General features: G+C 52.6%; 23 protein-coding genes. All 23 read right to left on the bottom strand.

Annotated elements, in window-relative coordinates:
• Positions 1-78: 78 nt before the first annotated feature.
• The 23 genes from aepY to GJE22_RS03490 all read right to left on the bottom strand — a co-directional run bounded on the left by aepY (position 79) and on the right by GJE22_RS03490 (position 26,020).
• On the bottom strand, positions 79-1,200 hold the full coding sequence (gene aepY / locus GJE22_RS03600) for a phosphonopyruvate decarboxylase (protein ID WP_144687845.1): 1,122 nt from the start codon (positions 1,198-1,200) through the stop codon (positions 79-81).
• 3 nt (positions 1,201-1,203) lie between these two features.
• Complete coding sequence (locus GJE22_RS03595) at positions 1,204-2,160, bottom strand: aldo/keto reductase family protein (RefSeq protein WP_144687844.1); 957 nt, start codon at positions 2,158-2,160, stop codon at positions 1,204-1,206.
• Positions 2,161-2,170: 10 nt separating this feature from the next.
• Positions 2,171-3,559: an MmgE/PrpD family protein gene (locus GJE22_RS03590; protein WP_144687843.1), complete on the bottom strand. Its 1,389-nt coding sequence runs from the start codon at positions 3,557-3,559 to the stop codon at positions 2,171-2,173.
• Positions 3,560-3,576: 17 nt separating this feature from the next.
• Positions 3,577-4,875, bottom strand: coding sequence for an ATP-grasp domain-containing protein (locus GJE22_RS03585; protein WP_144687842.1), 1,299 nt, complete (start codon positions 4,873-4,875; stop codon positions 3,577-3,579).
• Positions 4,872-5,981, bottom strand: a complete 1,110-nt coding sequence (locus GJE22_RS03580; RefSeq protein WP_144687841.1) for a DegT/DnrJ/EryC1/StrS family aminotransferase — start codon at positions 5,979-5,981, stop codon at positions 4,872-4,874. Before GJE22_RS03580 ends, GJE22_RS03585 begins: the two co-directional genes overlap by 4 nt.
• A gap of 74 nt (positions 5,982-6,055) precedes the next feature.
• The gene (locus tag GJE22_RS03575) at positions 6,056-7,090 is read right to left on the bottom strand and encodes a hypothetical protein (RefSeq protein ID WP_144687840.1); all 1,035 of its coding nucleotides are present in this window, start codon (positions 7,088-7,090) and stop codon (positions 6,056-6,058) included.
• A gap of 19 nt (positions 7,091-7,109) precedes the next feature.
• Positions 7,110-8,621, bottom strand: a complete 1,512-nt coding sequence (locus tag GJE22_RS03570) for an oligosaccharide flippase family protein (RefSeq protein ID WP_144687839.1) — start codon at positions 8,619-8,621, stop codon at positions 7,110-7,112.
• 226 nt (positions 8,622-8,847) lie between these two features.
• Positions 8,848-9,111 carry a glycosyltransferase family 2 protein gene (locus GJE22_RS10285; RefSeq protein ID WP_144687872.1) on the bottom strand — a complete coding sequence of 88 codons (264 nt, stop codon included), beginning with the start codon at positions 9,109-9,111 and terminating at the stop codon, positions 8,848-8,850.
• A gap of 8 nt (positions 9,112-9,119) precedes the next feature.
• Positions 9,120-9,332, bottom strand: a complete 213-nt coding sequence (locus GJE22_RS10280; RefSeq protein WP_407923526.1) for a DapH/DapD/GlmU-related protein — start codon at positions 9,330-9,332, stop codon at positions 9,120-9,122.
• Positions 9,333-9,626: 294 nt separating this feature from the next.
• The gene (locus GJE22_RS03555; protein WP_144687837.1) at positions 9,627-10,970 is read right to left on the bottom strand and encodes a hypothetical protein; all 1,344 of its coding nucleotides are present in this window, start codon (positions 10,968-10,970) and stop codon (positions 9,627-9,629) included.
• A gap of 77 nt (positions 10,971-11,047) precedes the next feature.
• Positions 11,048-11,623: a glycosyltransferase gene (locus GJE22_RS09910; RefSeq protein WP_195760771.1), complete on the bottom strand. Its 576-nt coding sequence runs from the start codon at positions 11,621-11,623 to the stop codon at positions 11,048-11,050.
• Positions 11,624-12,146: 523 nt separating this feature from the next.
• On the bottom strand, positions 12,147-15,188 hold the full coding sequence (locus GJE22_RS03545; RefSeq protein ID WP_144687835.1) for a sugar phosphate nucleotidyltransferase: 3,042 nt from the start codon (positions 15,186-15,188) through the stop codon (positions 12,147-12,149).
• Positions 15,189-16,136, bottom strand: coding sequence for a GDP-L-fucose synthase family protein (locus tag GJE22_RS03540; protein WP_268878511.1), 948 nt, complete (start codon positions 16,134-16,136; stop codon positions 15,189-15,191).
• Position 16,137: 1 nt separating this feature from the next.
• Positions 16,138-17,181 carry a GDP-mannose 4,6-dehydratase gene (gmd, locus tag GJE22_RS03535; protein WP_144687834.1) on the bottom strand — a complete coding sequence of 348 codons (1,044 nt, stop codon included), beginning with the start codon at positions 17,179-17,181 and terminating at the stop codon, positions 16,138-16,140.
• Between the two features lie 8 nt (positions 17,182-17,189).
• Entirely contained in the window at positions 17,190-17,936 is a 747-nt protein-coding gene (locus tag GJE22_RS03530) for a glycosyltransferase family 2 protein (RefSeq protein ID WP_144687833.1), read from the bottom strand.
• Positions 17,937-17,951: 15 nt separating this feature from the next.
• On the bottom strand, positions 17,952-18,827 hold the full coding sequence (locus GJE22_RS03525) for an NAD-dependent epimerase/dehydratase family protein (protein ID WP_144687832.1): 876 nt from the start codon (positions 18,825-18,827) through the stop codon (positions 17,952-17,954).
• Entirely contained in the window at positions 18,824-19,579 is a 756-nt protein-coding gene (locus tag GJE22_RS03520; RefSeq protein ID WP_235895772.1) for a sugar transferase, read from the bottom strand. The genes GJE22_RS03525 and GJE22_RS03520 overlap by 4 nt, the downstream gene beginning before the upstream one ends.
• Positions 19,579-21,453 (bottom strand): polysaccharide biosynthesis protein, encoded by a 1,875-nt coding sequence (locus GJE22_RS03515; RefSeq protein ID WP_144687831.1) that lies wholly within the window; start codon positions 21,451-21,453, stop codon positions 19,579-19,581. The genes GJE22_RS03520 and GJE22_RS03515 overlap by 1 nt, the downstream gene beginning before the upstream one ends.
• 7 nt (positions 21,454-21,460) lie before the next feature.
• The gene (gene loaP / locus GJE22_RS03510) at positions 21,461-21,985 is read right to left on the bottom strand and encodes an antiterminator LoaP (RefSeq protein ID WP_235895771.1); all 525 of its coding nucleotides are present in this window, start codon (positions 21,983-21,985) and stop codon (positions 21,461-21,463) included.
• Between the two features lie 325 nt (positions 21,986-22,310).
• The gene (locus tag GJE22_RS03505) at positions 22,311-22,964 is read right to left on the bottom strand and encodes a tyrosine-protein phosphatase (RefSeq protein WP_144687830.1); all 654 of its coding nucleotides are present in this window, start codon (positions 22,962-22,964) and stop codon (positions 22,311-22,313) included.
• Positions 22,965-23,032: 68 nt separating this feature from the next.
• A complete protein-coding gene (locus tag GJE22_RS03500) occupies positions 23,033-23,956 on the bottom strand; it encodes a CpsD/CapB family tyrosine-protein kinase (protein ID WP_144687829.1) in 924 nt (307 codons plus the stop codon).
• 3 nt (positions 23,957-23,959) lie between these two features.
• The gene (locus GJE22_RS03495) at positions 23,960-24,622 is read right to left on the bottom strand and encodes a YveK family protein (protein WP_144687828.1); all 663 of its coding nucleotides are present in this window, start codon (positions 24,620-24,622) and stop codon (positions 23,960-23,962) included.
• Positions 24,623-24,649: 27 nt separating this feature from the next.
• Positions 24,650-26,020 (bottom strand): LCP family protein, encoded by a 1,371-nt coding sequence (locus GJE22_RS03490; protein WP_235895770.1) that lies wholly within the window; start codon positions 26,018-26,020, stop codon positions 24,650-24,652.
• Positions 26,021-26,210 lie beyond the last annotated feature (190 nt).

Raw genomic sequence — 26,210 nt, 5'->3', positions numbered from 1 at the left:
TTCTACTCTTGCGCTCAGACAAGCGCGGGCCAATGGGGTTGTCAAGGAACTCGCGCTATCCAAGCAGCGCGATACTAATTAACGAACGGTGAGCTCAGAGCGCAATGCGTCGCGCATGCGCTTTGGTTCGACTTCGAGTGGCGGAAGATCTGGTCTAATACCTGAGTGAATGCGGACATCGAGAAATCCTGCCCGGGGAGCGGCTAGCAACGAACGAACCGAAGAGGCAATACCATCAATATCTGAGACCGACCGACCTACAGTCTCATACCCACATGACGCAGCGACACCAGTGAGATCGGTACGCCAACCAGCGGACGGCTGCCCACCAACCGATTCATGCGACCCATTATTGAGCACGATATGCAGGAAGTTCGGAACTTCTAGCTTCGAAGCCATGGTTAAGGCACCGAGATGCATAATTGCGGCTGAATCGCCATCTAGGCATACGAAAGTTCTCTCGGGTTCCGCAAGAGCCATACCCAGCGCGACAGACGAAGCGTGTCCCATGGACCCGACGTTCAAGTAGTCACAATCATGTCCCTCACCCCTCGCATCCCGTAAATGGAAAAGCTCTCGCGACGCACGTCCTGTCGTTGCGGAAAAGATTGCTTTAGGCGGAGCAGCGTCGAGCACAGCTTCAATCGCTTCCTCACGCGAAAGCGGATATCTATTGTCGACCGATGGAGTCTTCACACCGCTGAGCACCCCTTTTGGAGAGAGCAATGCCACGGGCGCAGAGCGACGAACAGCCTCACCAACTGCCCAGTTCACATAACCAATCGGATCACCATCGCCAAGGACCTGATATGGAATCCCGAGCTCACCAAGCATGGATGGAGTAATACGCCCCTGCAGCGCATGCTGGACATGATCGATGTGCCAAGGATCCCCCCTCCATCCAACGAGCAAGATCATCGGGATTCCAAGCATGCCTTCGCACGCGAGCGAAGCAAGGGGATTTACAGCGTTGCCAAGACCTGAATTCTGCAAGTACACAAGAGAAGTTTGACCAGTGGCAAGATAATGCCCGGTGGCAATAGCAACGGCATTGCCCTCGTTCGCTGCAATCACGTTATTGTTAGCTTCACACTTCTGGGCAAGTTCACTGCAAAACCCATGGAGGTATGAATCTGGGACGCCGGTGAAGAACTTCACCCCTGCATCGTGCAGAGCATCTAGAAATGCTTTTGACTCCACCGCTCAACCCTTCTTTCCCGGCTGATACCAACGGAAGTAACTCGGAGATTCAGCCGCCGTAATCTTCCATGCTTCTTCAAACGCATCCGCCAAGTCATCTGACAACGCAGGCGCATCTAGTGCCGAGAGATTCTGCTTGAGCTGCGACAGACGAGACGCCCCGACAATCACCCCATCCCCCCGAACGACGCTAAGTGAGGAATGATGCGCAAGCCAACGATACGCAGCCTCAGGCATAGGAACACCCTCAGCCGCACATGCAGAATCTATTAGCTTGACTGCCTCGAAATACGAGTCCTTCCAATATCTATTCTTATAATTAGGTCGATGATCGAAGCGACCGCCCTTCACGCTATCAGACAATTCGTGATAACGCCCTGTAAGCATCCCGCCCGCAAGGGGATTGTAGGCATAAAACCTCATGCCGAGATCATCAAGAGCTGGAAATAGCTCCCGCTCTGCATCTCGGCTAAGTGCGTTGTACACTCCTTCGTATACTGACGGGCGAGGGCAGTCGAGCGCATCGCAGACAGGCAGCATCTCAAGCACGAGCGAAAGCGGAAAATTGCTCACGCCGAGCTCTTTGAATAGCCCTCGCTTATAGAGTTCCGCGCAGGCCCGAAGCGGCTCCTCGATAGGGGTATTCGGATCGGGAAAATGAAGGTACAGAATATCAACGGAATCAACGCCCATGCGATCGAGCGACTCAGGCAACTGTCGCATCACTGCTTCGTAGTCAAGCTTGCCGCTTATCCGCGGGTTAACTTTAGTTGCAAGGCTGAAAGATGCACTAGTTTCTTTCAGTGCCTCACCGATGATGCGCTCGCATGTCCCCTCGTTGTAGACATACGCAGTGTCTACCTCTCTACCACCCTCACGCGAAAAGAAAGAAAGCATGGCAGCGGCATCACCACCGAATACCTGCTCCCCAAATGTCATAGTTCCCAAGATTGCTTTCATGCTCCCCACCTCACATATCCAAGAAGCTGAATTCGACGTCAGGCATTTTCAGCAAACAATTAACGCGATCGAATAAGCCTTGGGACCGTGCTCGGAGATCATGAGAATCATATTTCCACGAAGCGCAATCACTTAGCTTCCTGAGAATATCACCGTCATTAAATGGATTCTCAGGGTCTCCCTTTGGAATCAAAACCTCCTCTAGCAGTTCTGATCCATCGCGAAATCGCACAGACACCCTCGCTCCGCGAACACCTTCAGAAATACGCTCTAGCGTGTCGTCCTGGAGGAGATCAATCCGAGAAATTAACTTGATAACCTCGCTATTAACTGAGCCTACTTCAAGAGCCTGAAAACCAAATGTTCCTTTGTTCAGAACCGTGGCAACCGCATATTTTATGGAAAACTTTGCTTCAGAGGACGAGCGCGGCATATCAATTTGCCCGGCCAGCTCGATTGCATGCCCATATGTCCAGATCGATACGCCCGTAATTTCTTTACTTGGAGCCTTTTTCCTAATCTGCTCGGCAGCCTCTATTGCACAATGCGTGTGCCGACAGGATGGATATTTTTTTAGATAGCATTCATTGATACTAAATCGCTTCCCAAGACCATCTAGAATTGCATGTTCATCCACCAAATCAGTCACTTCATGACACCAGCCCTTATTGCTCTCAAGGGGACAAGCGGGGCCAACGACCCCATTTGCCGCAAGCTTGGCAGAAAAGACACCGATCTGCGCTGCACGCGCGGCGTTAAGTGGCTTAGTCTCCTGACCAGTCTCTCCAACTAACAGCAAGCCAGACGCTTGAGAAGCCGCAATAGCGATAGAGTGGTAAATCCCGTCCGAGCGAAGACCGAGAAGCTTCGCGGATGCGGCAGCGCAAGCAATCGCCCCAACCATTCCAGTTGAATGGTATCCCCTGTTGACTAACCCAGGCTGCACAGCAGAACCAAGCCTGCAGAAAATGTCATAGCCGACAACCACTGATTCAACAAATGTTTTAAACGAACAACAAGATTCCTCTGCCAGAGACCCCAATGCAGAAATCAGATGCGCGCCGATATGGCCCATAGCACCTTTGTTGCCATCATCTATATCGGCACCATGGGCGTATGCTGCATTAAGAAATGCAGCACTTGCACTCGGAGCTTTAACGTCACAAAAATAAATTGTAGACTTGCCAGACGATGTTATCTCGCCCTGTAAGACCAGGTTAAGTGCACTATTGAACTGACTATTAACCCTATACCCCGCATAAACCGAAGCAACATAGTCAATAAGAAATAGTCCTACTGCGTGCAGAGTACTAGAGTCCAACTCATTGAAGCGCAAGCTACTCGCATAATTAGAAACAATTTGAGTTATTTCAATCGAAAGGGGGTATTGCCGAAGCATCTCATTTAACCAATCTGTCAGCGCAGTCTTTCGCGATAGTCATTAATTTCTTCCGAAAAGGGGGAAATCACCATGCTGCCTCCGCTACCGTCTATTACAGAAATCCGCTCCCTAATTAATCGGGAAATAGCAGCGGCCTCATCCAAAGTGGAAGACGTGTAATTAATCTCAGCAAATCTTCGGCAGACATCGCAATCATCTGCAACGATATCTCCCGACTTATATCTCAGATTAATCGAATCGACATTTGAAAGATTTCGTATTGATTCGATTCCATTAACCGCATGAATCGTTCCAGGTGCGAGGGTGACGTCATAAATGATTTGCATATTGGATTTCAACTTAAATGCATCGTTTGGAACAGTCGATAACGTTCCCTCCGACGAACCAGTCAGTGCATATTTGACCATTTCTTCAGCGAGATCTATACCCCAGATGGAATAAAAGGACCTCTCGTAATCTCCACCAGGAAACCGCCTGCCTGGATCATAGAAAAGAATATCGTCGTCAACCTTGAACCCTTGAAAAAAGACAGGGCCCTCTGTTACACCGATTGCCTCAAGCATCTTGAGAACTCTAGGATGAACTGAGTTCACATAGAAATCGGCGCATTGGGCGGGGCTGATGGAGCCTACTGCAAGACCGTCCAATCCATCTTCCTCGTTACCAAGAATTCTGCTGGACAATCTTTCAATGATAGGACGTCCATCTTGGAAATAATAAGTAACAGAAATATCCTCAAAGCCAATTATTCTCTTTTCGGCGATGATCATTTTGGACCTTGAATTGTCCATAGCCCAATCAATCGCTGCTACTAGCTCAGACGCTTGATTGCAAATGGACTGGCCTCGCGAACCCCTACTATCAACTGGTTTAATCTGCAGCGGATATCCAACACGCGATGCAAACTCCAAAATATCTTCCGTCGTGCCAGATGCAAACGGAATAGTTCCGACTCCATAATCCAGGCATAGGTTCTTGAACTTCAACTTATCCGTAAGGATATCGAACTGCTCGCGCGTTCCATAACAAGGCAGTCCAGCAGCCTCGCATAGCCGCTGATACGGTACTTGGCAGAAATCTAGCCATCCGCTTATGACACCATCGATGCGCTCAGCCCGACAAAGCTCCGCCAGTCGCTCCGTCTCGGTAACATTAATTTGATAGGAGTGGTCCGCCATGTCCTTTGCCGGAGCAGAAGGTAAATAATCAGCCACATATGTCTCGACACCAAGCCTTTTAGCAGCTTCTACAACCTTGCAATGCTGAGAAGCGCCTCCAAGAATAAGGAGCTTTTTCCCCTTTACGGAACTCATCGTGCGGCTCCCCTCACGATATCGCAGATACGACCAACGTCCTCCAGCGCAAGATCCGCGTACATGGGCAGTGTAAGCACGCGTTCTGACACCCACTTCGCTACAGGGGTAGCCGTACTTGAATAGACGCTGCAGTAGCAGGCGTAGTCGCTCGCCAACGGGTAGAAGTACTTCCTTGCGCCAACCCCCTCTTTCTCAAGGGCTTCGAATACGTCGTCGCGCGTCGCCCCAAAGAGCTGTTCGTCGAAAACCGCGGGCATGTAGGCGTGGTTTGGCGAAACGCCGGGCTGAGGGTCAATCAACTTGACGCCAGATACTCCTCCAAGACGCTCACGATAGCGCTCGTCGACCTTCGCCCTCTTCGCAATCTCGTCATCAAGATGGCGCAGGTTGCATATACCCATGGCAGCGCAGAATTCGTTCATTTTGGCGTTCCCGCCAACGTACTCGACGTCTTCGGGCCCGGTGATTCCGAAGTTCTTCCACTGGTTCAGGAGCGGGTAGAGCGCCGAATCCTTGAAGCAGACGGCGCCGCCCTCGATGGTGTTAAACACTTTCGTGGCGTGGAAGGAGAACATGCTGGCATCTCCAAAAACAGCCGCTGATACACCGTCGCGCTTCACTCCAAACGCATGTGCGGCGTCGTAGATAACCTTTAGCCCATGCCTATCGGCGATATCTTGAATAGCATCGACGTCGCAGAGATTACCGTACACGTGAACGGGCACAATCGCACTTGTGCGAGGTGTAATCAGCCGCTCGATTGACGCGGGATCAATGGTGTAGTCATCAGGCTGAACATCAGCGAAAACTGGAGTAAGTCCCTTTCGAGATATCGCGTTCACCGTTGATGCAAACGTAAAGGGCGTGGTGATAACCTCTCCTCGCAGATCGAAGGCCTCTAAGACGCATTCCAACGCGGAATGACCGTTCGTGAAAAGGACCACATTTTGAACACCCAGACGCTCTTTAAGGGCCTTTTCGAGCTTTTGATGCTCTGCCCCCATGTTAGTAAGCCAATGGCTCTCCCATAAAGGACGTATCTCCTCTACATATTCTTCGAGTGAAGGCATCGATGACCTGGTCACCAAGATCCGCTTATTCATTTTTCAAGGTTCCCTTCCGTGTTATGACGGCAAAGATAGACTTGGGTTGAAGGATGACTCAAAGATGCGGAAACTTATGTCTCCTTAGGATGGGCAAAAGTAGAAACTATCTTCCTGGCAACCGAGCGAACCCCCCTCTTACGCATGATCTTCCATGCTCGCGCCATCTTTCGATAGAGGCGAACCAAAGGATGCCCCACAGCCATTATCCGATAGACAGCTTTTTCATATCGCTCATCAGGTATCACAAATATGGGGTGTACGAGAGGCTGCTCCAAGTCGTAAGCTTTCGCGTTAAACAGCCTCTGCATGCCTCTAGGCAACATCGATAGTTCGTCACTATGGGCAGAATCAGCCCCGCATCCCTTATTAATAATCATGTTGCGCGTCGGCACAATGTATAGCTGGTTATTTGCAAATGCATAAAGAGCGCGCCAGAACTCAGTGCCGGGTACATGACCTTCATATTCAGGATTTGCGCAGTACCCTTTAAATCTACGGCGGAAATCAGGGTTGAGCCTTGCGTTTTCCATTACACGAGCATGTTCATATGAGAAGCAATCATTAAAGAAGTCCAAAACTTGTCTATTAACGCGCCTCCACGTCGCGGTGCCCCATATACTCGCTTCGCGGGAGAAAAAATAATCCGCGTTGGGTCCGTCAGAAACGCCCTCATGATTCATTCCGCATACTGCCATAATGCGTTCGTCATTCTTATATCGTTCGAGCATGTCAGCGCAGAATCGAAGAAAGCCGTTTGAAAACATGATGTCGTCTTCAAGAAATACGCATCTGTCATATTTCGACCAAATGTATTCGCTTGATATAGATCCGCTTGTATACAGGCCCGCGTTGTTCTCCCAATACAGCCTATGAACCTCACACTGCCAGTCGATGTCATCAAATAAAGCTCTGCTTTCAGCAATGAGTCTTTTTTCCGCTTCGGTACGACCTCCATCAGAAACCAATATGAGGCAGTTCGGCCTCTCTCGCCGAATGCATTCTAATTGCTCACGCTGCAGCTCGGGCCGTATCCAAATCCTGACGCGGACGGGCACTTGCACCAAGGCCTCCAATGGAGAATCTACTATCTCGATAACTGGATTCATTTCGCTCTCTCAAGTTTCCCTATTTGTTTTTTCCGAAAAAAGAAAAGGCGAGGTTACGTTCATATTCATTTGAGACGAACACCCACCAAAACACAGCATAGAAAAAGACCGTAATTATGCCGCAAGCGATAAGTCCCAACCATCCGGACGCACTAATTACATGAGGGAGAATCGAACCGAGGATAACGGTAGGGACCGATGCGGCAAACCAAGGCAAAAATGTATCTCGATAATATTTACTCACATTAACATCCAACTTGCGTACAAAGAGAACATTAGTGGCTAGGGCATTGAAAGCAAAGGCCGCTCCAACTGACACGCAAGCACCAAGTGCACCGAAAGGCCGACATAGAAAAACGCACAATATCAATGATAGAACTGCTTCTATGAGAACAATAGACGCCTTGCTCTTTACGTGATTACCAGCTGTCAGAGCAACAGATCCTGCCGTTTGGGGAAGCAAAATGATATGCGGTGCGATTACAAGCAGGGTACAAAGCCAAAGATCGTCATATCCATCACCAAGCCAGAGATGAATAAACTCCGAGCCGAAACAGAAGAAGCATACTTCTATTATTCCAATTACAAACAACTGAATACGACCAACCTTGATCATAAGAGCGGATAGCTTCTCACCGCTTCGCTCTGAATGCAGGGCTCGCGTAACTGAGGGCATGAGAAGACCACTGATCGCATCCGCAACTGTATAGACGTAACCTTCAAGCTGAGAAGCAAGGCCGAACAAAGCAATAGCAAAACTATTTGAAAAAATCCCAAGTATTGTGGGGGTAACTGCCCACAGAGAACGAGCACCCATATCGGAAATAGCCACCCAACCGGAAAAACCTAGAAGCTCACGGATCATGACGAAGTTAGCTTTTCTAAGCTTAACGTTCACCTGAGCGCTCTTACGAATAATAATAGAGCGGATGAGGATAAATACCAGGTTACCAACGGCCGTCGCCGCAACGATAGAAAAGACTCCTTGCCCCATCAGAAGACAGACGATCGTCAGCGCAGTTACAAAAAACTTCTGTAATAAAGCACATAACTTAAAAGCAACAAACTGCTCATTTGCCACGAGGATGCTCGTCTGAGACATGAACGGGAGAGAAATGACGCTATACATAGCAACTACGACGTAAAGGGGCTTGAAAGTATTGAGCTGCTCTGCCGTCAAACCTGTATAGATTTCATCTATGAAAACAAATACAACAATCAAAGCAATGGAAACAGCGGCAGCCAGAAGCGAAAACATCACATACGCAGAACTAAGATATGCGTTAGCTTTATCTATATCTCCCTCTGCATAGCACTTGGAAAGAAAACGAGAAATCGCTGTATTCAGCCCAAGGTCAATCAAAAACATATTGATGACAGAGACCGCTAGAGTATAGAGTCCGTAATCATCGGCCCCAATGACATCTATCATCCAAGGAGTATAGAACAGGCCAAGGAGAAGGGAAACAATTGAAGTCGCGTATGATAAAACGGCTCCTAAGCCTAGCTGACTATTGCTCAAGATAAGCACAACCAATCAATCCAATAGGCATTCCCTGTCGTATCAATTAGAGAACAGGGGCCTATTAATTCAATTTAAATGAATAGCCTGTATCGGAACGAGCCTGCAGATATCAAATGAGGGCTACAAATAAGGTAGGTAACGATTCCTGCTATACAGATAAATATCTTGTTTGTTGAATATGTTGATATATGGATAGTTTATCACATCAACGGTCTGAACGTACGGAGCCTGGTCAATACTTCCCTTTAATAGTTGGCAAAATATCTTCATAAAAGAAGCTTCTATGCTTTGAATACTGATTCTCCGATTCGATAACTGGATGTATTTGCGGATAACGAGATGCGTAATCCTGAATTATTTCCGAAGTGCCATCTGTTGAGGCGTCATCGTGCACTATTACTTCAAACGGAAAACTCGTTTTTTGCGCAACGAAGCTCTCGAGAGCATCTTGGATATACTGCACATGATTATATGTTGCACAGTAGACACTTACCATCGGACGAGTCACTGCTGCACCTTTCGTTTCAGAATCCTATTCGCACCGACAACGGTCACATCTTGAGGTATGCTTTTCGTTACAACGGAATTTGCACCAACTATCACGTTATTACCTATAGTTATCGGTCCAATTATCTTTGATCCAGCACCTATGGTCACGTTATTTAAAACGACTGGGGCGCTGTCCCCATCCTCTTCCGATGCTATGCCAAGAGTCACTTGATGAAACAGGGTGCGTCCAGATCCGATTCGCGCTTTATCGCTAACAACAATCCCATTTAGATGAGGAAATCTTATACCCTCCCCTTGGAATGCAGCTGACGGAAGTTCGCATCCGGTTCCAAATAGAAGCACCTTCTTGACTTATGCAAAAAAGCGTTTCAGGCCCATGTTTCTCGCATGCTGTTCATGCCGAATACACCAAAGCGCCCAATACCTTTTCCTTAGCGGTGTCAAACCATTTGCCGGTATGTCAGTCTCATATTCTTTGATCATCCCCCGCTCCTACAGTATTCATATTGATTTCTGAACGCGAAGATCAGGTGAACCACGATCGACTACACTTCGTGGCTTAAAGAAGTTGTTTACAAAGAATGACAGGAACACGCATATAACTATTGAGAAGGACATGCTTGAAGTGAATGCGGCCGGAGAATAGAGATACCATCTGCACACCGTCACGGCAATCCCAACACTTAAGAAAGCCATAGCCGGAGAAACAGCCTCCCCCAAGCACGCAATCTTTTTGAACCAGAAGCCAACCATCGCTCCAGATAAAATAACGCCAGGGACGCCAAAGTAGAAATAGAAATAAACTGGAAGAAAGCCTCCCCCCAGTCCACCAATTCGTTCTTGGACATACACGGGAAGGGCAGAGTCCGGAACCACAGAGCTGCCCAAGAACCACGATTGCACCCATTGGCCCAATAGATACAACGACGTTCCTATGTTGATATCATCCTTTAAATCCAAAAAAGCAACTGACTGTTGAAATGCATATGAGGCCGTGTCCCAAATAAACGAATTTTGCACCGTTGTTATCAGCGCGTTTCTCATCTGTGAAACGATGTAGAGGAACCCGAAATGATCTGAAGATCGATAGTAGCCGAAAGTCACCAGAAAAAGTGTTCCAACCAACAGAAGAGGCAGTACACTTTTCCAAGTAAACCGATTCGAGGCGAACAAGACAAAAAAGAGCAGAGCGACGTTCAGCATGTTGGCTCGATTCCCACCTAGAAGCGGCTGCACAATATATAGAATCGCAAGTATCAGAAAAATGGACCTGCATACCTTGCTATCCCCCGAAAGAAGAAAGCCTACCAAGAGGAGCAGGTATGCGTATTCAAAAATCGAAGAGACAGATGCTCTTCCTTCGGCAAAAAGCCCGGATAGGCCACTAGCAAAAATGACAAGTAAAGCAATCGACAACACAAGTGTAGAGACAATTCGGTACTTAAAAGAGGGAATGCAAGAAAACAAGCTGAAAAAAGGAGTTTCTGGAATATAAGCCGGGATGAACATCAGGAGTGTCGACATGAAGATCATACACGCAAGCAGCGTTTCCGCAGAATACGGAGAGTTTGAGTACATAGTGTCATAGCCCGAGTAGGGGGGGAAGACGTTTGCAACCACGGCAGAGTAGTTTGAGTACATTATCACAAAGCAAATCACGAACAAAATAACGTTTCGTCGAACATGCACAATTAGGCATAGGGAACATGATACGAGCAACAGCCCGATAATAAGCCGCGCATCATCCCAAATCCCAAGCATAGCAATACACAATGAAAGGACCAAGCAAAACAGGCCAAGTATGTTTTTAACTGTAACCACATTGGCATTCGATGCGCTTTCCACCGTTGAATCCATTCCAAAAGAAAACCAACAACTATTACCAGTGAATTTGTATCTGAATAAAACCGAGTTTCCAGCACTTAGCTGTTCAACTTCCTCAAATGCATCACGGCGTCAATGAAGTCGACAACCACTTTCGAATCCCTGAGCTGGATAGTTTCCCCACACCCTCCAGTGTTATACGTAACAACAGGCGTCCCGCATGCCTCAGCCTCTAGATTGACCGTAGGATAGTTATCCTCCCGAGTCGGATTGAAAAACACATCGGCAGCGGTGTAAATCTCGGCGAGCTCACGCTTCGACTCGGTCTTTTTAATTCCAATGATGCTATCGGGAAGCTTCTTAATCTGTTTTTCATTAAGCCCAACAAGGACGATGGCGTACTTCTTTATATCAAGCTCCGCCGACAATCGAACGAAATCCGAAAGTCCTTTTCGCTCCGTCCAAGGGCTCGCTACCCCTAAAATCATGGTGCGGCCCCCTATCCCGCACCGCGCCCGAAAGTCGCTCGCGGTCGGTTTGAACTGGGATCGGTCAATCTCATTGTGTCGAACAACAATCGGATAGCCTTTTAGAAAACTCTGTTCAACAAGCCCTTTCAACCACTGGGACGGGGTGACAAGCTCCATGCGCTCAGGAGATATGCTCGTAAACAAGCGACACTTTAAGCAATAATTCCCAGCACTCCCATCCATGAAAAAGGAGGCAGGATAGGATCGCTTCTGCGGGCAGTTCTCGCAACCCGTCTTCCACCGGTCGCATCTCACATAAGTAAAGTAAGCACAGTGCCCAGTAAAAGCCCAACAATCGTGGAGGGTCCATTCAATCGAGCAATCGCGCCTTGCCAACCACTCGAACAGCATCTCAACATTCACATAGTAGCCATGCAAGTTATGCAAATGCACAACATCAGGATCAATATCATCTAGCATGCGTAGCAAACGACGTGTCGCGGTCTTCGAGTGAAATCCTGCTCGTCCGTCAACTCGAGTTAATAAGGCGTCTAAATACACCTCCGACGCTTTACAGAACTGATTCTCCGTATCTGCCTCTGGAGCTCTCCCTCTCCCCCAAAATGCAAAGGAGTTTTCGCCTGCAGCGAGCAGAGCACGATGCTGTGCCAACATGATTCTGCCAGTTGATCCGTTAGGAACCGTATTAATGTGCACGTGCTTCACGCTATGCACCGACCAATCTTCTAACGGCGTTCTCGATATTCGAAATGTGCGACATGGCCTCGGCAAATGATGAGCCTCGAGCAGAAAGATAGAGCTTTAACTTGGGCTCGGTACCGCTTGGCCGGATCACGACCCTCGACCCATCCGAGAGGCTAAATTGAAGAACATCTGATGGAGGGAGTATCTGATGTGTTGTATCCTGCTTGCCGTTCACAATCAGCATAGGCGAACCACCAACGTAGTCAACGCTCGACTCAACCTCAATTCCCGCAATAAACACGGGGGGCTTAAGCCGTAAGGCACGCATAGCCGAACGCATCTCCTCTGCGCCGCCCGGGCCGCTGAACGGCACAGAGATTTGCCTGTCACTGTAGAAACCAACTTCATTCTGAAGCTTTTTAAGCGCATCGATAAGGTCCATGCCCCTTGAAGCAAGGTCTGCGGTTGCCTCGCAGGCAAGCAAAGCGGCAACAAGGCCATCTTTGTCGCGCGCATAAGAACCGGCAAGAAGTCCATAACTCTCTTCGATTCCCATAAGGAAATCGTACTCGCGGCCCTCTGATTCAAGAAGACCTATCTGCTCGCCGCAGTACTTGAAACCCGTGAGTGTAAGTCGAAGCTCCAGACCCCATTTAGCAGCAACGGCCGCAACAAGAGGACTTGTCACCACAGTTGCAACAACCACACGTCCGGCTGGATTGTGACCAGAGGATGCTTCGCGAGCGCAGACCCAGTCAAGCAGAACCGCACCGAGTTCGTTGCCGGTCAAAGCACACAGTTCGCTCTCGTGTCTAACAACGACACCCAAACGGTCGGCGTCTGGATCCGTCGCGATACCGAGTTCGCATCCAGAAGCAGCCATCTCTATCTTAAGCTCACTAAGAGCTTCTTGAATTTCAGGATTGGGTATCGGGCAGGTCGGAAATCTGCCATCGGGCTCTCTCTGCGAAGAAACAACACAGAGACTGCGATTGGATTGCGACAGCCCAGCACGAGACAAAATATGATCCAATAGCCGAAGTCCGGTGCCGCAGAGGGGCGTGTAGGCAACCTTAAGTCCGCTGCAATCAATGCCACGCGATTGCGCCAGAACGGCATTGGCGTAGCGCTCCAGGACGCCATCATCCACCGTATCTATTAAGCCGTTCCTTATTGCAAACTCAAAGTCGATAAGCTTAACATCCCCGAATGGATCGATCTGATCTGCTCTACGTTGAATCTCGCCAGCAAGCGTATCCGTCGCCTGACAACCATCTGGTCCATATACTTTAAAACCGTTGTACTCTGCTGGATTATGTGATGCGGTAATAACAACACCGGCAGACGCAGAGAGATCTCGGACTGCAAAAGAAAGAGTAGGCGTAGGAGTCGGAGTAGAAAAACGTAAGACTCGAACCCCGTTTGCAGCCAACACTGCAGCAACACGGCCCTCGAACGCTTCACCACTAAGCCGTGAATCACGTGCAAGAACGACTATCGGTGCAACCTCCTGCTCGCACAGATAGTTAGCCAGCGCTTGAGCCAACCTTCCAACTGTCGTTTTATTCAGGCGATTCGGGCCAGGCCCTACAAGACCACGCGCGCCCCCTGTGCCAAACGAAAGGTCACGATAAAAGCAATCGCGCAACTTTGCCTGATCGCCAGCCAGGCATTCAAGCTCGTGGCGGTCTGCATCCGTCGAGCTATCGAACCAGCGCTGAAACTCGTCCGATACCTCACCGTCTGTACGGAATGATGGAGACCCTTTTACGGTTATTCGAACCATAGAAATGTCGGTCGATGCTTCTATGCGATATTCCCCGCCCTCCGGAACTGCAATGGCAAAACCCGCATGCAGGGAATGTGAAGTGCCGTTGATTACAACGTCACCTGTTCCTGTAGAAATCGCAATAGAAACTGTCGCTCTAGCAACCGCTCCAGACAGAGAGCATCCCGAGCGTACAAAAACTCGCTCCACGGAGACGCCATCAGCCATCTCCCCAACGGGCTCTTCATCGAGCACCTCTATACGGCCCCATTTGTATTCCTGATGCATGGGGTGATCAGCCTGAGCGCGCTCAACGTAAGGCTTGTTATGGGAAGAGGCATCCTTATCGGAGACAAGGATGCCGTCCCGTGTCGCAGCGATAACAACGTTCTTGAGCCCAAGCGCTACGACAGGCATGTCAAGCTCATTCACTACATGAACGCCCTCACAGCCTTCGCCAAGCACAGCGTGCCCAGAAACAGGATCCGACATCTCCTCGCAGAGGGTATTCCATGTTCCGATGTCTTTCCATGAACCGCTATAGCCTACAACACTTACGTGTTTTGCTTTCTCTGTGACACCGTAGTCGAAAGAGATTTTCTCGAGCTCGCTGTACCGAGAGCGAACTTCATCGAATGACGCAGCGCCCAATATCCGCTCAAGAATGCTGAGAACATACCCCAACTTGAACCCGAAGATACCGCAGTTCCATAGTGCACCCCGCTCTATAAGTGTCGCAGCATCTTCCTCGCTCGGCTTTTCGATAAATCGCTCCACGGGAATTGAGCGTCCAATCCCCTCTTGCTTGGGGATAATGTATCCATATTTTGCAGAGGGGTACGTAGGCTCTACGCCCATGAGCACAACGTCGCTCAGCCCTTCCGACGCGGCCTCTCCTACAAGCTTAGCTCTCTCAAAGTACGAATCAGAAACGTATGGATCAATTGGCATGACCAAAACCGGCTCATTCGGTTCACAGCCAAACCTACTCGCAAGATATGCGCAGGAAAGAAGTATGGCGGGCATTGTGTCACGGCGCTCTGGCTCGGCAACAACCTCAACGGTTTCTCCTAGCTGAGCGCGAATCTGCCCCGCCTGCTCACCGCTCGTAGCGACAAGAAGATGCCCTCCTTGCGCCAGACGCGTGCGTTCAATTTGACGAAACACGCGCTGAACCATTGAGCAGGGTGACCCATTTTCATCTTTCAAAACCTTGAGAAACTGCTTGGACCTAACGCTGTTCGAAAGAGGCCAAAGGCGTGTACCCGACCCTCCCGAGAGAAGAATAACATTCATCTAGCGCTCCGCCCTAGTCGGATTGCACAGAAAGTCCTCGTAGGCAAGACGGACACCGTCTTCAAGTTCCGTGCGGTAGCGCCAACCAAGCGCCTCTGCCTTACTGACGTCGAGAAGTTTACGAGGAGTCCCGTTGGGCCGCGAGGCGTCCCAGAGGATCTCCCCTTCATACCCAACTACCCTAGCCACCAGTTCAGCGAGCTTCTTAATGGTCACCTCCTGGCCCGTACCTGCATTCACCGTTTCATTCCCGGAATAGGAATTCATCAAGAAAACGCACAGGTTGGCCAGGTCATCAACGTAGAGAAACTCGCGAAGCGGACTCCCGTCGCCCCAGCAGGTAACAGACGAAGCACCAGCCTCCTTAGCCTCATGGAAGCGCCGAATCATAGCCGGAAGCACATGGCTATGCTCAGGGTGGTAATTGTCGTTGGGACCGTACAGGTTCGTCGGCATCACCGAGATGTAGTCGGTCCCATACTGGCGATTCAGGTACTCGCAATACTTAAGCCCTGAGATTTTGGCGAGCGCGTATGCCTCGTTGGTCCCTTCAAGCTCGCCGGTAAGGAGATACTCCTCCTTAATGGGCTGCGGGGCCATGCGCGGATATATACAACTAGAACCGAGGAATTCGAGCTTCCTGCACCCATTCCGCCATGCTGAGTTGATGACATTCATCTCGAGGACCATATTCTCGTACATGAAGTCCGCCAACGCACCAGCATTAGCGGCAATACCACCCACCTTAGCCGCCGCGAGGAACACGTAATCAGGACGTTCCTTAGCAAAGAACGTCTCTACTGCGTCCTGACGCATAAGATCAAGCTCCGAATGAGCTTTTGTTAGGATATTAAAATAGCCCTGACGCTTAAGTTCACGAACAATTGCTGAGCCTACCATACCTCGATGGCCTGCAACGTAGATTTTCGCCTCTTTATCCATCGGCATGTTACTCGACCTCCTTAAGCGCCCGCTCACGTCGGGCAAGCCTAAGGTCATGTTCGACCATAATGCGGCAAAGCTCTTCGCAACTGGTCTTCTGCGGATTCCAGTCAAGCACCGTACGTGCCTTCGTTGGATCGCCCCACAAATCAACAACATCTGTAGGACGGTAAAACGTAGGATTCACACTGACGAGCATCTTGCCCGTCTCAATATCGAAGCCCTTTTCGTTGATTCCTTCGCCTTCCCAACGCAAAATGATGCCAACGTGCTTAAATGACCATTCAACAAACTCGCGAACAGAGTGCTGCACTCCCGTGGCGATAACGAAATCATCAGGCATGTCCTGTTGCAGAATTAACCACATACATTCGACGTAATCTCGCGCGTATCCCCAATCCCTTAAGCTATCAAGATTGCCCAGCTCTAAATGATCCTGAAGACCTTCAGCAATGCGAGCAGCCGCAAGGGTGATCTTTCGCGTAACAAAATTCTCACCACGCCTCGGAGACTCATGGTTGAAAAGAATGCCATTACAGGCAAACATCCCATAAGCCTCTCGATACTCCTTGGTAATCCAAAAGCCGTATTGCTTAGCTACGGCATAAGGACTATACGGATGGAATGGAGTTTTCTCATTTTGAGGAACCTCCTCCACTTTACCATAGAGCTCGGAAGTCGATGCCTGATACACTTTCGTCGACTTCTGCAACCCAAGGATTCGAACAGCCTCAAGCACCCGAAGTGTTCCGAGTGCATCAACGTCACCCGAATACTCGGGAACATCAAACGAGGTGCCCACGTGCGACTGAGCAGCCAGGTTGTAGACCTCGTCGGGTCGCACCTCGGCCATCACCCGGATGATTGAGGATGAGTCTGAGAGATCACCCTCATGAATGGAGAGGCGGTCGATAATGTGGTCAATACGGTCTGTCGTATGACTCGAGGAGCGCCGAACTATACCGTGAACCTTGTAGCCTTTTTCAAGTAGAAACTCAGCAAGATAGCTGCCATCTTGTCCAGTAATGCCAGTAATCAACGCCTTTTTCATGTATTCCCCTATGAAATCAAGTATTTTGCAATATCAATAGCCATACCCTCTGCTTTTGCCAGCAAAGAACAGTGGTTATCCTTTAAAACTTGGTTTCTATATCGAATTCGCTTCTTAACTTGCTCCCAAGATTTCTCTGTGCTCATACCACCAAACGTGAAATCAGCAAGAAGCTCGTTTAATACGACGACTTTTCCTCCGTCTTTCCGAATGCGAATTACAAGATCAAAATCTGCATACAGATTGTCAAGACGATATCTATAACTAGCGCCCTTATCAGCTAAAAAAGTTGTTGGGTGATTCCAGTGGCGCGACGTCTCGTACAATCCCATAGGCTTTGCTTTTTTGACAAACGATCTGCTCGGAGCATGAATCATTAGGTCCCCGTACAGTAAGTCAAAGCCGCCATATTCGTTGTATGCGTTGACCACTTTTGATATAGCCGACGACTCATACCAATCATCGCTATTGATATTTCCGATGATCAAGCCGCTGGAAGCATTCATAGCCTTATTAATCGCGTCATACATTCCCTTATCAGGTTCAGAGATAACGCGATAGATAAAGCCCCGATCTTGAAAACGCTTTTCAAATGAACGGGCAAGCTCTACAGTTCCGTCAGATGAACCACCATCCATAACGGTGTACTCGATATTGTCATAATCCTGATCAAGAACTGATTGAAGCGTTCTGCCAAGCGTTTTGGCTGAATTGAATGTCGCCGTAGTAATACTAACTAGTTTCCCAGATTTCATGAGCTTACTTTCTTGTCAGAAAACCTTTTGCTGAAAGCAGAACTCTTCTATCGACTTGTCAAAACTGGCAACTCTATAGTCAAAGCCGTAGTCGCTCATCGCCATGTCGTAATACAGGCTGCCAAACGCCTTGCGGCCGGCTTCGGTAAAACGCAAAGCGAGTGAAGCGAATGGCGAGAGCACGCGGGTTACATGAACAGAACTGCCCTGCGCTTCTCCAAGTAGGCGCACTGCCTCAGAGGTGGACATGTAGTCAGCGTTTTGAGGCCAGAACATGCCAGAGAGCCCTCGGTCTACAACCTGGGCAACAAACTCAGCTAGATTCTCGACGTAAAGGACGGACCTCTTGTTACGCACTTCAGGAAAAATCGGAAGCTTGCGAGCAATTTTCGCGAGCGTTGGGAAATTGCCCTTACATCCCGGACCGTAAATCATGGGGCATCGCAGGATAGCCACGTTAAACTGTTCATCGGCGAGCCGCTGAAGTCCTTCCTCAGCCTCAAGTTTGCTCCGCCCATAGAAGTTGGCCGGGGTCGCAGGCGTTTCACGAGTGATAGGGCCCTCATCACGGCTCGAGCTATCTCCATACACGATGCTTGAGCTCATGAATACGAGCTGACGGACTCCCGCAGCTTTGGCGCGCTCCCCCACCTCAACAGCCAGGTCACGGTTTACCTGAAAGTAGAGCGCTTCCATCGACGGAACCGTAGACACGTGCGCGATACCCGCGACATGGAAGACGGAGTCGAAGCCGGAGAAATCGAACGACTTCCACGCATCGTCCTGGACATCGAGCTCTTCTACATAGAATCTCTCAGGCTCCTGCTCCAGGCGCTTGCGCACCCAGCCGCCAACATAGCTGCCGGCGCCGGTAATCAAAACGCGCTTCACTCGGCAGCCACCTCCCGAGCTTCATCACCATGGTCTTCCGGCACCTCGGCCTCTACGACCTCGCTACCAGAAAGCTTGGAGAACGTACCGAAGAAGCATTTGATGTCGAACATCACGCCGCGGCGGCGCACATACTCGCCGTCAAGTGCGACCTTCTCCTGGATTGAAATCTCGTCCCGGCCATTGATCTGCGCCCATCCCGTAAGGCCGGGGCGCACATCATTGGCACCAACTGCATCGCGTGCTGCGACCAAATTGAACTGACTCCACAGGGCAGGACGCGGGCCCACTACGCTCATATTCCCGCAAAAGATATTCCACAGCTGGGGCAACTCGTCCAAGCTGAACTTGCGCAGCGTGGAGCCAATCGGGGTAAACCAATCATTGGCGTTGATCATATGACTGGGTAGATTTGGCGTATCCGTCCTCATGGTACGGAACTTATAGATGCTGAAGAGCTTCTTGCCGCGCCCCACGCGCTGCTGCTTGAACAGCACCGGGCCAGGGCTCGTTACCTTCACCGCAATTGCCGTACCCAGAATTACCGGAGAAAGGACCAGCATGCCGCACGCACTTGCCGCGATATCAAAGGCGCGCTTCACAAAGCGATAGCCGTACCTGCCAGAGAGTGCAAGCTCACGGCGAAGCTCTTCAGGCACCCCCGTGAGCGCATACGCCTGCGGTGCTGCATCGATTGTCAAACCGACAGCGGAGGCATCCTCGATCTGCGTCAGATCGATATTCGCATTCACTACTTCCCCACCTCCGCAGCATACGTCGGCACCGCAGCAGCAAGTGCGCGCTTAATGTCATCGTTGCTGGAGCCAAGGCTATCTCGCAGCATATCCAGATTGCCGCGGACCTCGTCCACGCCGGGAGCACGGCCCACGGTCACGTTGATGCGACCGTCGGCGGTGGGCTCCACCCGTTCGCCGTCCATGCGCAGCTCTTCGTACATCTTTTCGCCTGGACGCAGACCCGTTTCCACGATCTCGATGTCGCGACCGGGCTCAAGGCCAGACAGGCGAATGAGGTTTATCGCAAGGTCGTAAATCTTTACCGGTTCGCCCATATCGAGCACGAAAATCTCGCCACCCTTGGCAAGGGCCCCCGCGGTAATCACCAAACGAGAGGCCTCGGGAATGGTCATGAAGTAGCGCGTAATATCGCGGTGCGTGAGCGTCACGGGGCCGCCTGCAGCGATCTGGCGTTTGAACAGCGGAATCACACTGCCATGGCTACCGAGCACGTTGCCAAAGCGCACCGCCGCATACACGCAGTTCGAGCGCTTGGCGTAGTTCTGCACGATCATCTCGCACATGCGCTTGGTGGCGCCCATCACGTTGGTGGGATTCACAGCCTTGTCCGTGCTAATGAGCACGAAGCGCTCGCAGTTGCGCTGGTCGGCCAGGCGTACCACGTTCAAGGTGCCGAAGACGTTGTTCTCCACTGCCTCACGCGGGTCGGCCTCCATGAGGGGCACGTGCTTGTGCGCCGCGGCATGGAACACCACCTGGGGCTGGTAAAGATCAAACACCCGCTCGAGCGCAGGCAGATGCGTGATTGAGCCGATCTCGCACAGCAGCTCCGTGCCCTGAGCCTTGGCCTTTGCAGCCAGCTCATGGTAAAGCTCGTACACCGTGTTCTCGTAGATATCAAAGAGCACCACGCGCGCCGGATGCGCCGGGAGGAGCTGCCTCACCAGCTCAGAGCCGATGGAGCCACCGCCGCCCGTCACCAAGACGGTCCGACCCTCCACATAGCCGGAAGCAAGCGACACATCAAGCTCGACCTCTTCGCGCGAGAGAAGATCAGCGATGTCTACATCATGCAGCGGCACGCGTCCGGTCTTGGAAATATCCTGCAAGGGCGGGAGCGTATAGACTTTCAGCCCCGTCTGGATGCATTGCTCGAAGATATGCTGACGCTGCTCGCGCGTGGCAGAGGGTATCGCCAGCACGATCTGCTGGGCAGCGCAAGCCTCCGCCACGTGGGGAATGTCCTCGCACGTTCCAGCGATCTTAACGCCATGCAGGCGCATGCCCTGCTTGGCACGGGCGTCATCCACCACGGCAACCGGGTAACCCGGCATATCCGGGTCCCCAGATTGCATGCGCTTCACCGCAAGGGATCCAGCCTCGCCAGCGCCGATTACCAGGGTTCGCGGCTGCAGGGCACCGCGCCCATTTGAAAAGCGCCAAGCCTGGGAACCCGAGAGCGCACGGATAGAAAGGCGCACGCCGGCAGAAAGAATCAATAGGATTGCCCACGCAAGAACATACGTCCTAAGCGAGAGCTGCGCCTGGAGCAGCACGGCGAACACAACGTCCGCAACCACCGCTGCCGCAATCGAAGCCAACGCGATGCGCAGGCATTCAAAAATGCTCGCATACCGCCAGAGGCATGAGTACATGCCGCACGCGGCATAGACGCAAACAGTAATGAGCGCGAGAACGCCAATAGCGGCAAAGGAACCGATATGGCTTACCGTCAGCGTCCATTCGGTCGTTCCCCATGCAGCAACCACGTAGGATACGAAGGTCGCAATAAAATCGAAGCTCGCGAGCCCAACTGCCTGGGCAAAAGAGACCTTGCTGCGAATCCCCTTTTGTCGCAGCTTCGACATCGTGCTATTACAGCTGTTTCCTAACAATCTCAGCCCCCACCTTGATGAGCTTGGTGCGCCCCATAAGGTGCACCTCTACGTAGGCAAGGCGTTTATGGCGGTCGAGCTTCTTGATCTGCGCCTCAAAGCCAACAAGCGGGCCCTCGGTGATCACCACCTGGTCGCCCTCGATGAAGCCGTACGAGGGCTCCACCACATGGCCCTCCCCTGCGCCCGTAAGCGCCTGGAGCCACCGTTCCTCGTCTGCACTCAAAGAGATGATCTTGCCGTCCTGCGCAAGCACCCGCGCGAATGCGGGCGCTCGCCTCACCTGCTGCGCCAACTCGTCGATATCGATCTTCGATGTCCTGAGATACACGTAACCCGGCGTAAGCAGCTCCTCGGTGAACTGCCACGCACCCTTGATCTTCTTGCGGTACCTATACCGCGGCACGAAAAGCTCTGACCGCGGCGCGTCGCCGAGCACGCGCTCGAGCAGCTGCACGGTCTGGCGCTCCCGTCCGGTGGCAACCTGCATGACATACGTTCGCATAGCGCCACCCCCTCCACACTTTTTGCGGGCAAGGCTTCGCCACACCAGGTTTACCTGGCTTCGAACAGCTATTCATCCCCTTGAGGGCACAACAAGGCGCACCGGGCGTCCATTGCCTGCCTACAAGATATGTCAACCAGATGGGGGCAAAGAACCGCCTCCCCCCTTGGCTGGAACGTACCGCGCGCTGCAGCACGTTCCCCACAGGTCTCTGTTCTACACAGTTCCCTGTTGCGGAAAGGTCGTCGCCCCAACAGTTTTTCTCGGCATAATGCCGCGCCGCTACCCGACCTGCCCGCAAGAGGAAACTCGCGTACGCTATAGCCTACACTTTAAAGTGTGCCCCCCTCACGGAATACTCGCGACGGGCGCGCTCAAGATATACATAATGCTCCTCCCGATGCGCGTCGCTTGCAATGAAACTGTAAAGGTTTTCCTCGAACAGGCGCTTCGCCGGCTTTTTCTCCTTGCCCAACCTTCCACCGGCGATGAAATCCGCCGAAGCCTGAAGCTTGCACCCCATCTTCACCAGACGGCGGGCAACATCAATATCCTGCTGCACCGCACGATAGCGCTCCGGGTGCGCGATGATCACAGTATAGCCACGACCCTGGAGCTCAAAGATCGTTCGCTCGTATTCATTGAACATGAGCTTGTCGGCACGGGTTGAAAGCTCGAGCAGGAACTCATGCCCGCCGTCGAAGGCAAGGTGATCAACCCATTCCATGCCAAGGTCCATGAGCTTCGCATGGTTAACCTCGAAGCCCATGGTGATTGGGAAGCCCCCTGCATGCCGCTTGAGCAGCTCGAAGGCATCCCACATGGCGTTATAGTCAAAGTACGGGTCGCGGCAGTGCGGGGTGCACACGATGCTCGTAACGCCTGCCGCCTTGGCAGCCTCGAGCATACGAAGGCTCTCGTTCAGGTCGCGAGCGCCATCGTCCACGCCCGGCAGAATATGGCAATGCATGTCGCGCATCTTGCGCACCTCCTAACATGAATCGTAGACACCCGGTGTCTGTGAACCAAATGCTTGCAAAAAGCTACTTACTTACGTGAGAAGCGACTGCTCGTAGCTTGCCCCGCGCGATGGACGTCCACGGGCTTCACCGCCTGCGCAGACGCTGCCGCAGCAGCGGTAAACGCCGCCGTCTCGGAAGGCGAGACCTTCTTCTGGGCGGGGCGCTGCTGGCGTGCGGGGGTGGCGGGAACGACCGGCTCGTCGCGCACCTCAACGACCGAACCGCGCTGCTGGGGCAGCTGGGGCCCGTCCGAGACATGCCCCTCGCTCTTGCGAACGCGCTTGCCCTCCTTGTTGTAGTACGCGTAGTAGTACTCGCTGCTCTCGGCCTCACACATGTTCATGATGACGCCGATCACATTCGCATCGGCCTTTTTAAGCTGGTCGTAGGCGTTTTGCAGCTCGGCGCGCTTCACGAAGCGCTCACGCACCACGAGCGCGGTAGCATCGGCGAGCGCTGCGATGATGGCCGCATCTACAAACGTGCCCACCGGCGGCGTATCGATCACCACGTAATCGAAGTCGGACTCCATCTGCGCAACGAGCTTGCGGAAACGCTGGGAAGAGAGAATGTCCGCCGGGTTGGGAATATGTGGCTCGCTATCGAGAAAGAACAGGTTGCGATGCGATGTGGCCACGAGGGCCTCATCGAGCTCCACCTGCCCCGAAAGCACGGCATAGATACCGTGGCGTGCACGCGCGCCAACCATATCGGCAAGCGAGCGGCGGCGCATGTCGCACTCAACGATGAGGGTACGCTTGCCACTCGAGGCGATAGCCTGGGCAAGGTTGTAGGCCACGGTCGTCTTCCCCTCGTTGGGCACGGACGACGTGAGCACGATGGACTTCACCGGGCGGTCGACGCTGGCGAAGCGAATGTTGGCAAGCAGCGTTTTCGCGGCGTTCTGAACCACGAGGGCATCGGAAGAGGACTTCTTCTTGCGCGGCATGGCTTATCGCCCTCCCTTCATCTCGGGGATGCGCCCGATCACGGGCAGCTCCAGGAGCTCCTCGACATCTTCGGCGCTGCGCACGCGCGTGTCGATGACATCCATGAGCACCACGATGGCCACCGCGGCGAAAAGCCCCGCCATGGCGGCAACGGCAACATAGAGCATGCGGTTAGGGCCACTCGGCGCCTCCGGCGTGGGAGCCTCGTCGATCACGTTAACGCTCTCGACGTTCATGACTTCCTGCGCCACGTTCGACACGCAGTCTGCGAGCGCGTTTGCGACGTTGGCAGAGCCCTGTGCGTCGGAGCTCGTCACCTGAAGGGTGATCACGCGCGTAGTGCTCTCGCTCGTTACCGTGATGTTGTATCCACGAAGGTTCGGGAGTCCCAGCTGGTCGGCCGCGTCCGACATCACGCGGTCGCTCTGCAGAAGCGTGGCGACGTCGTTCGTGAGCATCTGACTCGCCGAAAGGTCGCTGGAAAGCGCGGAGCTTGAGTTGCTCCCCTCGCTCGAGGCGAGCACGTACATGTCGGTTGTGGCGGTGTACGTGTCGCTCATCATAAGCACGCTGGCAAGGCCCATGGCCACCATGCAGACGATCGGAAGCATGATCACCAGCTTGAGGTGCTTCCGCAAGAGGGTTAAGAGTTCGAGGAGTGTCATCTGTGCCCTTCCGTGTCCTTCCTATACCTATTCGACGGCAGCAACGTCGTCGGTCGTCATCGCATTCGCGGCAAGATCCTCGTAGTCGCGCGGTGCGGGAGAATTGCTCGCGGCACCCAGATCGGCGTTATCCGCCTGCTCCGAGGGAATCTCGGCCGTTGCGTCGTTAGGATCGAGCCCGGCATCCACGAGCTGCATCATGCGCTTCCACTCGTTGAACATCGTGGCCACATAGCTCACACCGTCCTGGTTGAGCGTGTAGCTCGGGCAGATGGCGGAATACACCGTGAGCTCTTTGCCGAGGAACTCCTGGGCGTACCCCACGATATCGGTTACCGAGAGGTCGGTGGTAATGCAGTTGGCGAGCTGGCCGATGAGGCCGGGAAGCTCGACGGGCGAACTCGCGAGCACCTGGCGGATGACCGCCTCGACAATCTGGCGCTGGGCCTGGGCGCGGCCGAAATCGCCGCCGCTCACGTGATAGCGCTCGCGGGCGTAGGCAAGCGCCTGCTGGCCATTTAGAAGCTGGTTCCCCGCCTCGAAGCTCATGCCACCATTGCCCGCGGAGAAGCTTTCGGGAACATCCACCCACACGCCGCCGAGCATGTCGACGATCTCTTCGAGCTCCTCGAAGTGCACGCTCACGAAGTGCGAGATGGGCACGCCGGCGAACTCAGAGACGGCTCGCACCGCCATGGCCGACCCGCCATGCGCGTACGCGGCGTTGATCTTCTGGGTTCTCCCGTTGATGGTGACCATGGTATCGCGCGGAATGGAGACGAGGCTCACGCTGCCCACCGAGGGGTCCACGCGCGCAAGCATGATGACGTCGCTTCGGCTTCCCGAATCGCTTTCGCGGGCATCACTGCCCAAGATGAGGACATAGAAGGGGTCGGAAGCCGAATTCACCGGAGTGAGCTCCTCTTCAAGCTCCTGCCTTTCGGCATCGTCCTTGATGCTCATAGACGAGCCCAGCATGCCGAACCACACGGCGAAGATGGCCACGAAGACGACAACGAGCGCAAGCAGGCTCCCGCAGCCGATGCCGACGTACTTCAGCGTTTTGTGCTTCTTTTTCTTTACACGGCGAAGCTCCTCGCCGCCTGCCGGCTCACCATCCGCCGGCTTCACGGGCTCCACAGCAGAGCGCCCGGCGGCAGCGGGCTTTATGGGCTTGGCGGAGGGCGTCCCTGCAGCAGCGGGCTCAACGGGCTTGGTGGCACCGCGCGGCGAGTCTACCGGTCCGGCAGCCGCATTTCTGTTGGCAGACCGCGCCTGGCTTTCGCCCTGCTCGCCCGACGACGTCTTGAAATGCGCACCCCGGGTGGAAGCACCCTCGTTGCGGAACGTCGGTTTATCGGCACTTGGCCGCGTACCCTTGCCCTCGATATCCGCCACGATCAATCCGCCTTCCGAACATACCTTTCAATTTTGCGCGAGGTAAAATTTACGCCCCGGCACAATCAATTCGTAAGTGTAGCTTTTTTCAACAAGAAGTTGTGGGTCCCCCGGTTTTTCTTCCAACATTCTTTACATTCATCACGCCCCTACACCCGCCGCGCACCCAACCTTCATCACGCCTCACCTT

This window comes from Enorma shizhengliae (genome assembly GCF_009676995.1).
In the GTDB taxonomy this organism is placed as follows: domain Bacteria; phylum Actinomycetota; class Coriobacteriia; order Coriobacteriales; family Coriobacteriaceae; genus Enorma; species Enorma massiliensis.
The sequence above is the reverse complement of the archived record's forward strand: the minus strand, read 5'-3'. Positions and strand labels throughout refer to the sequence as shown.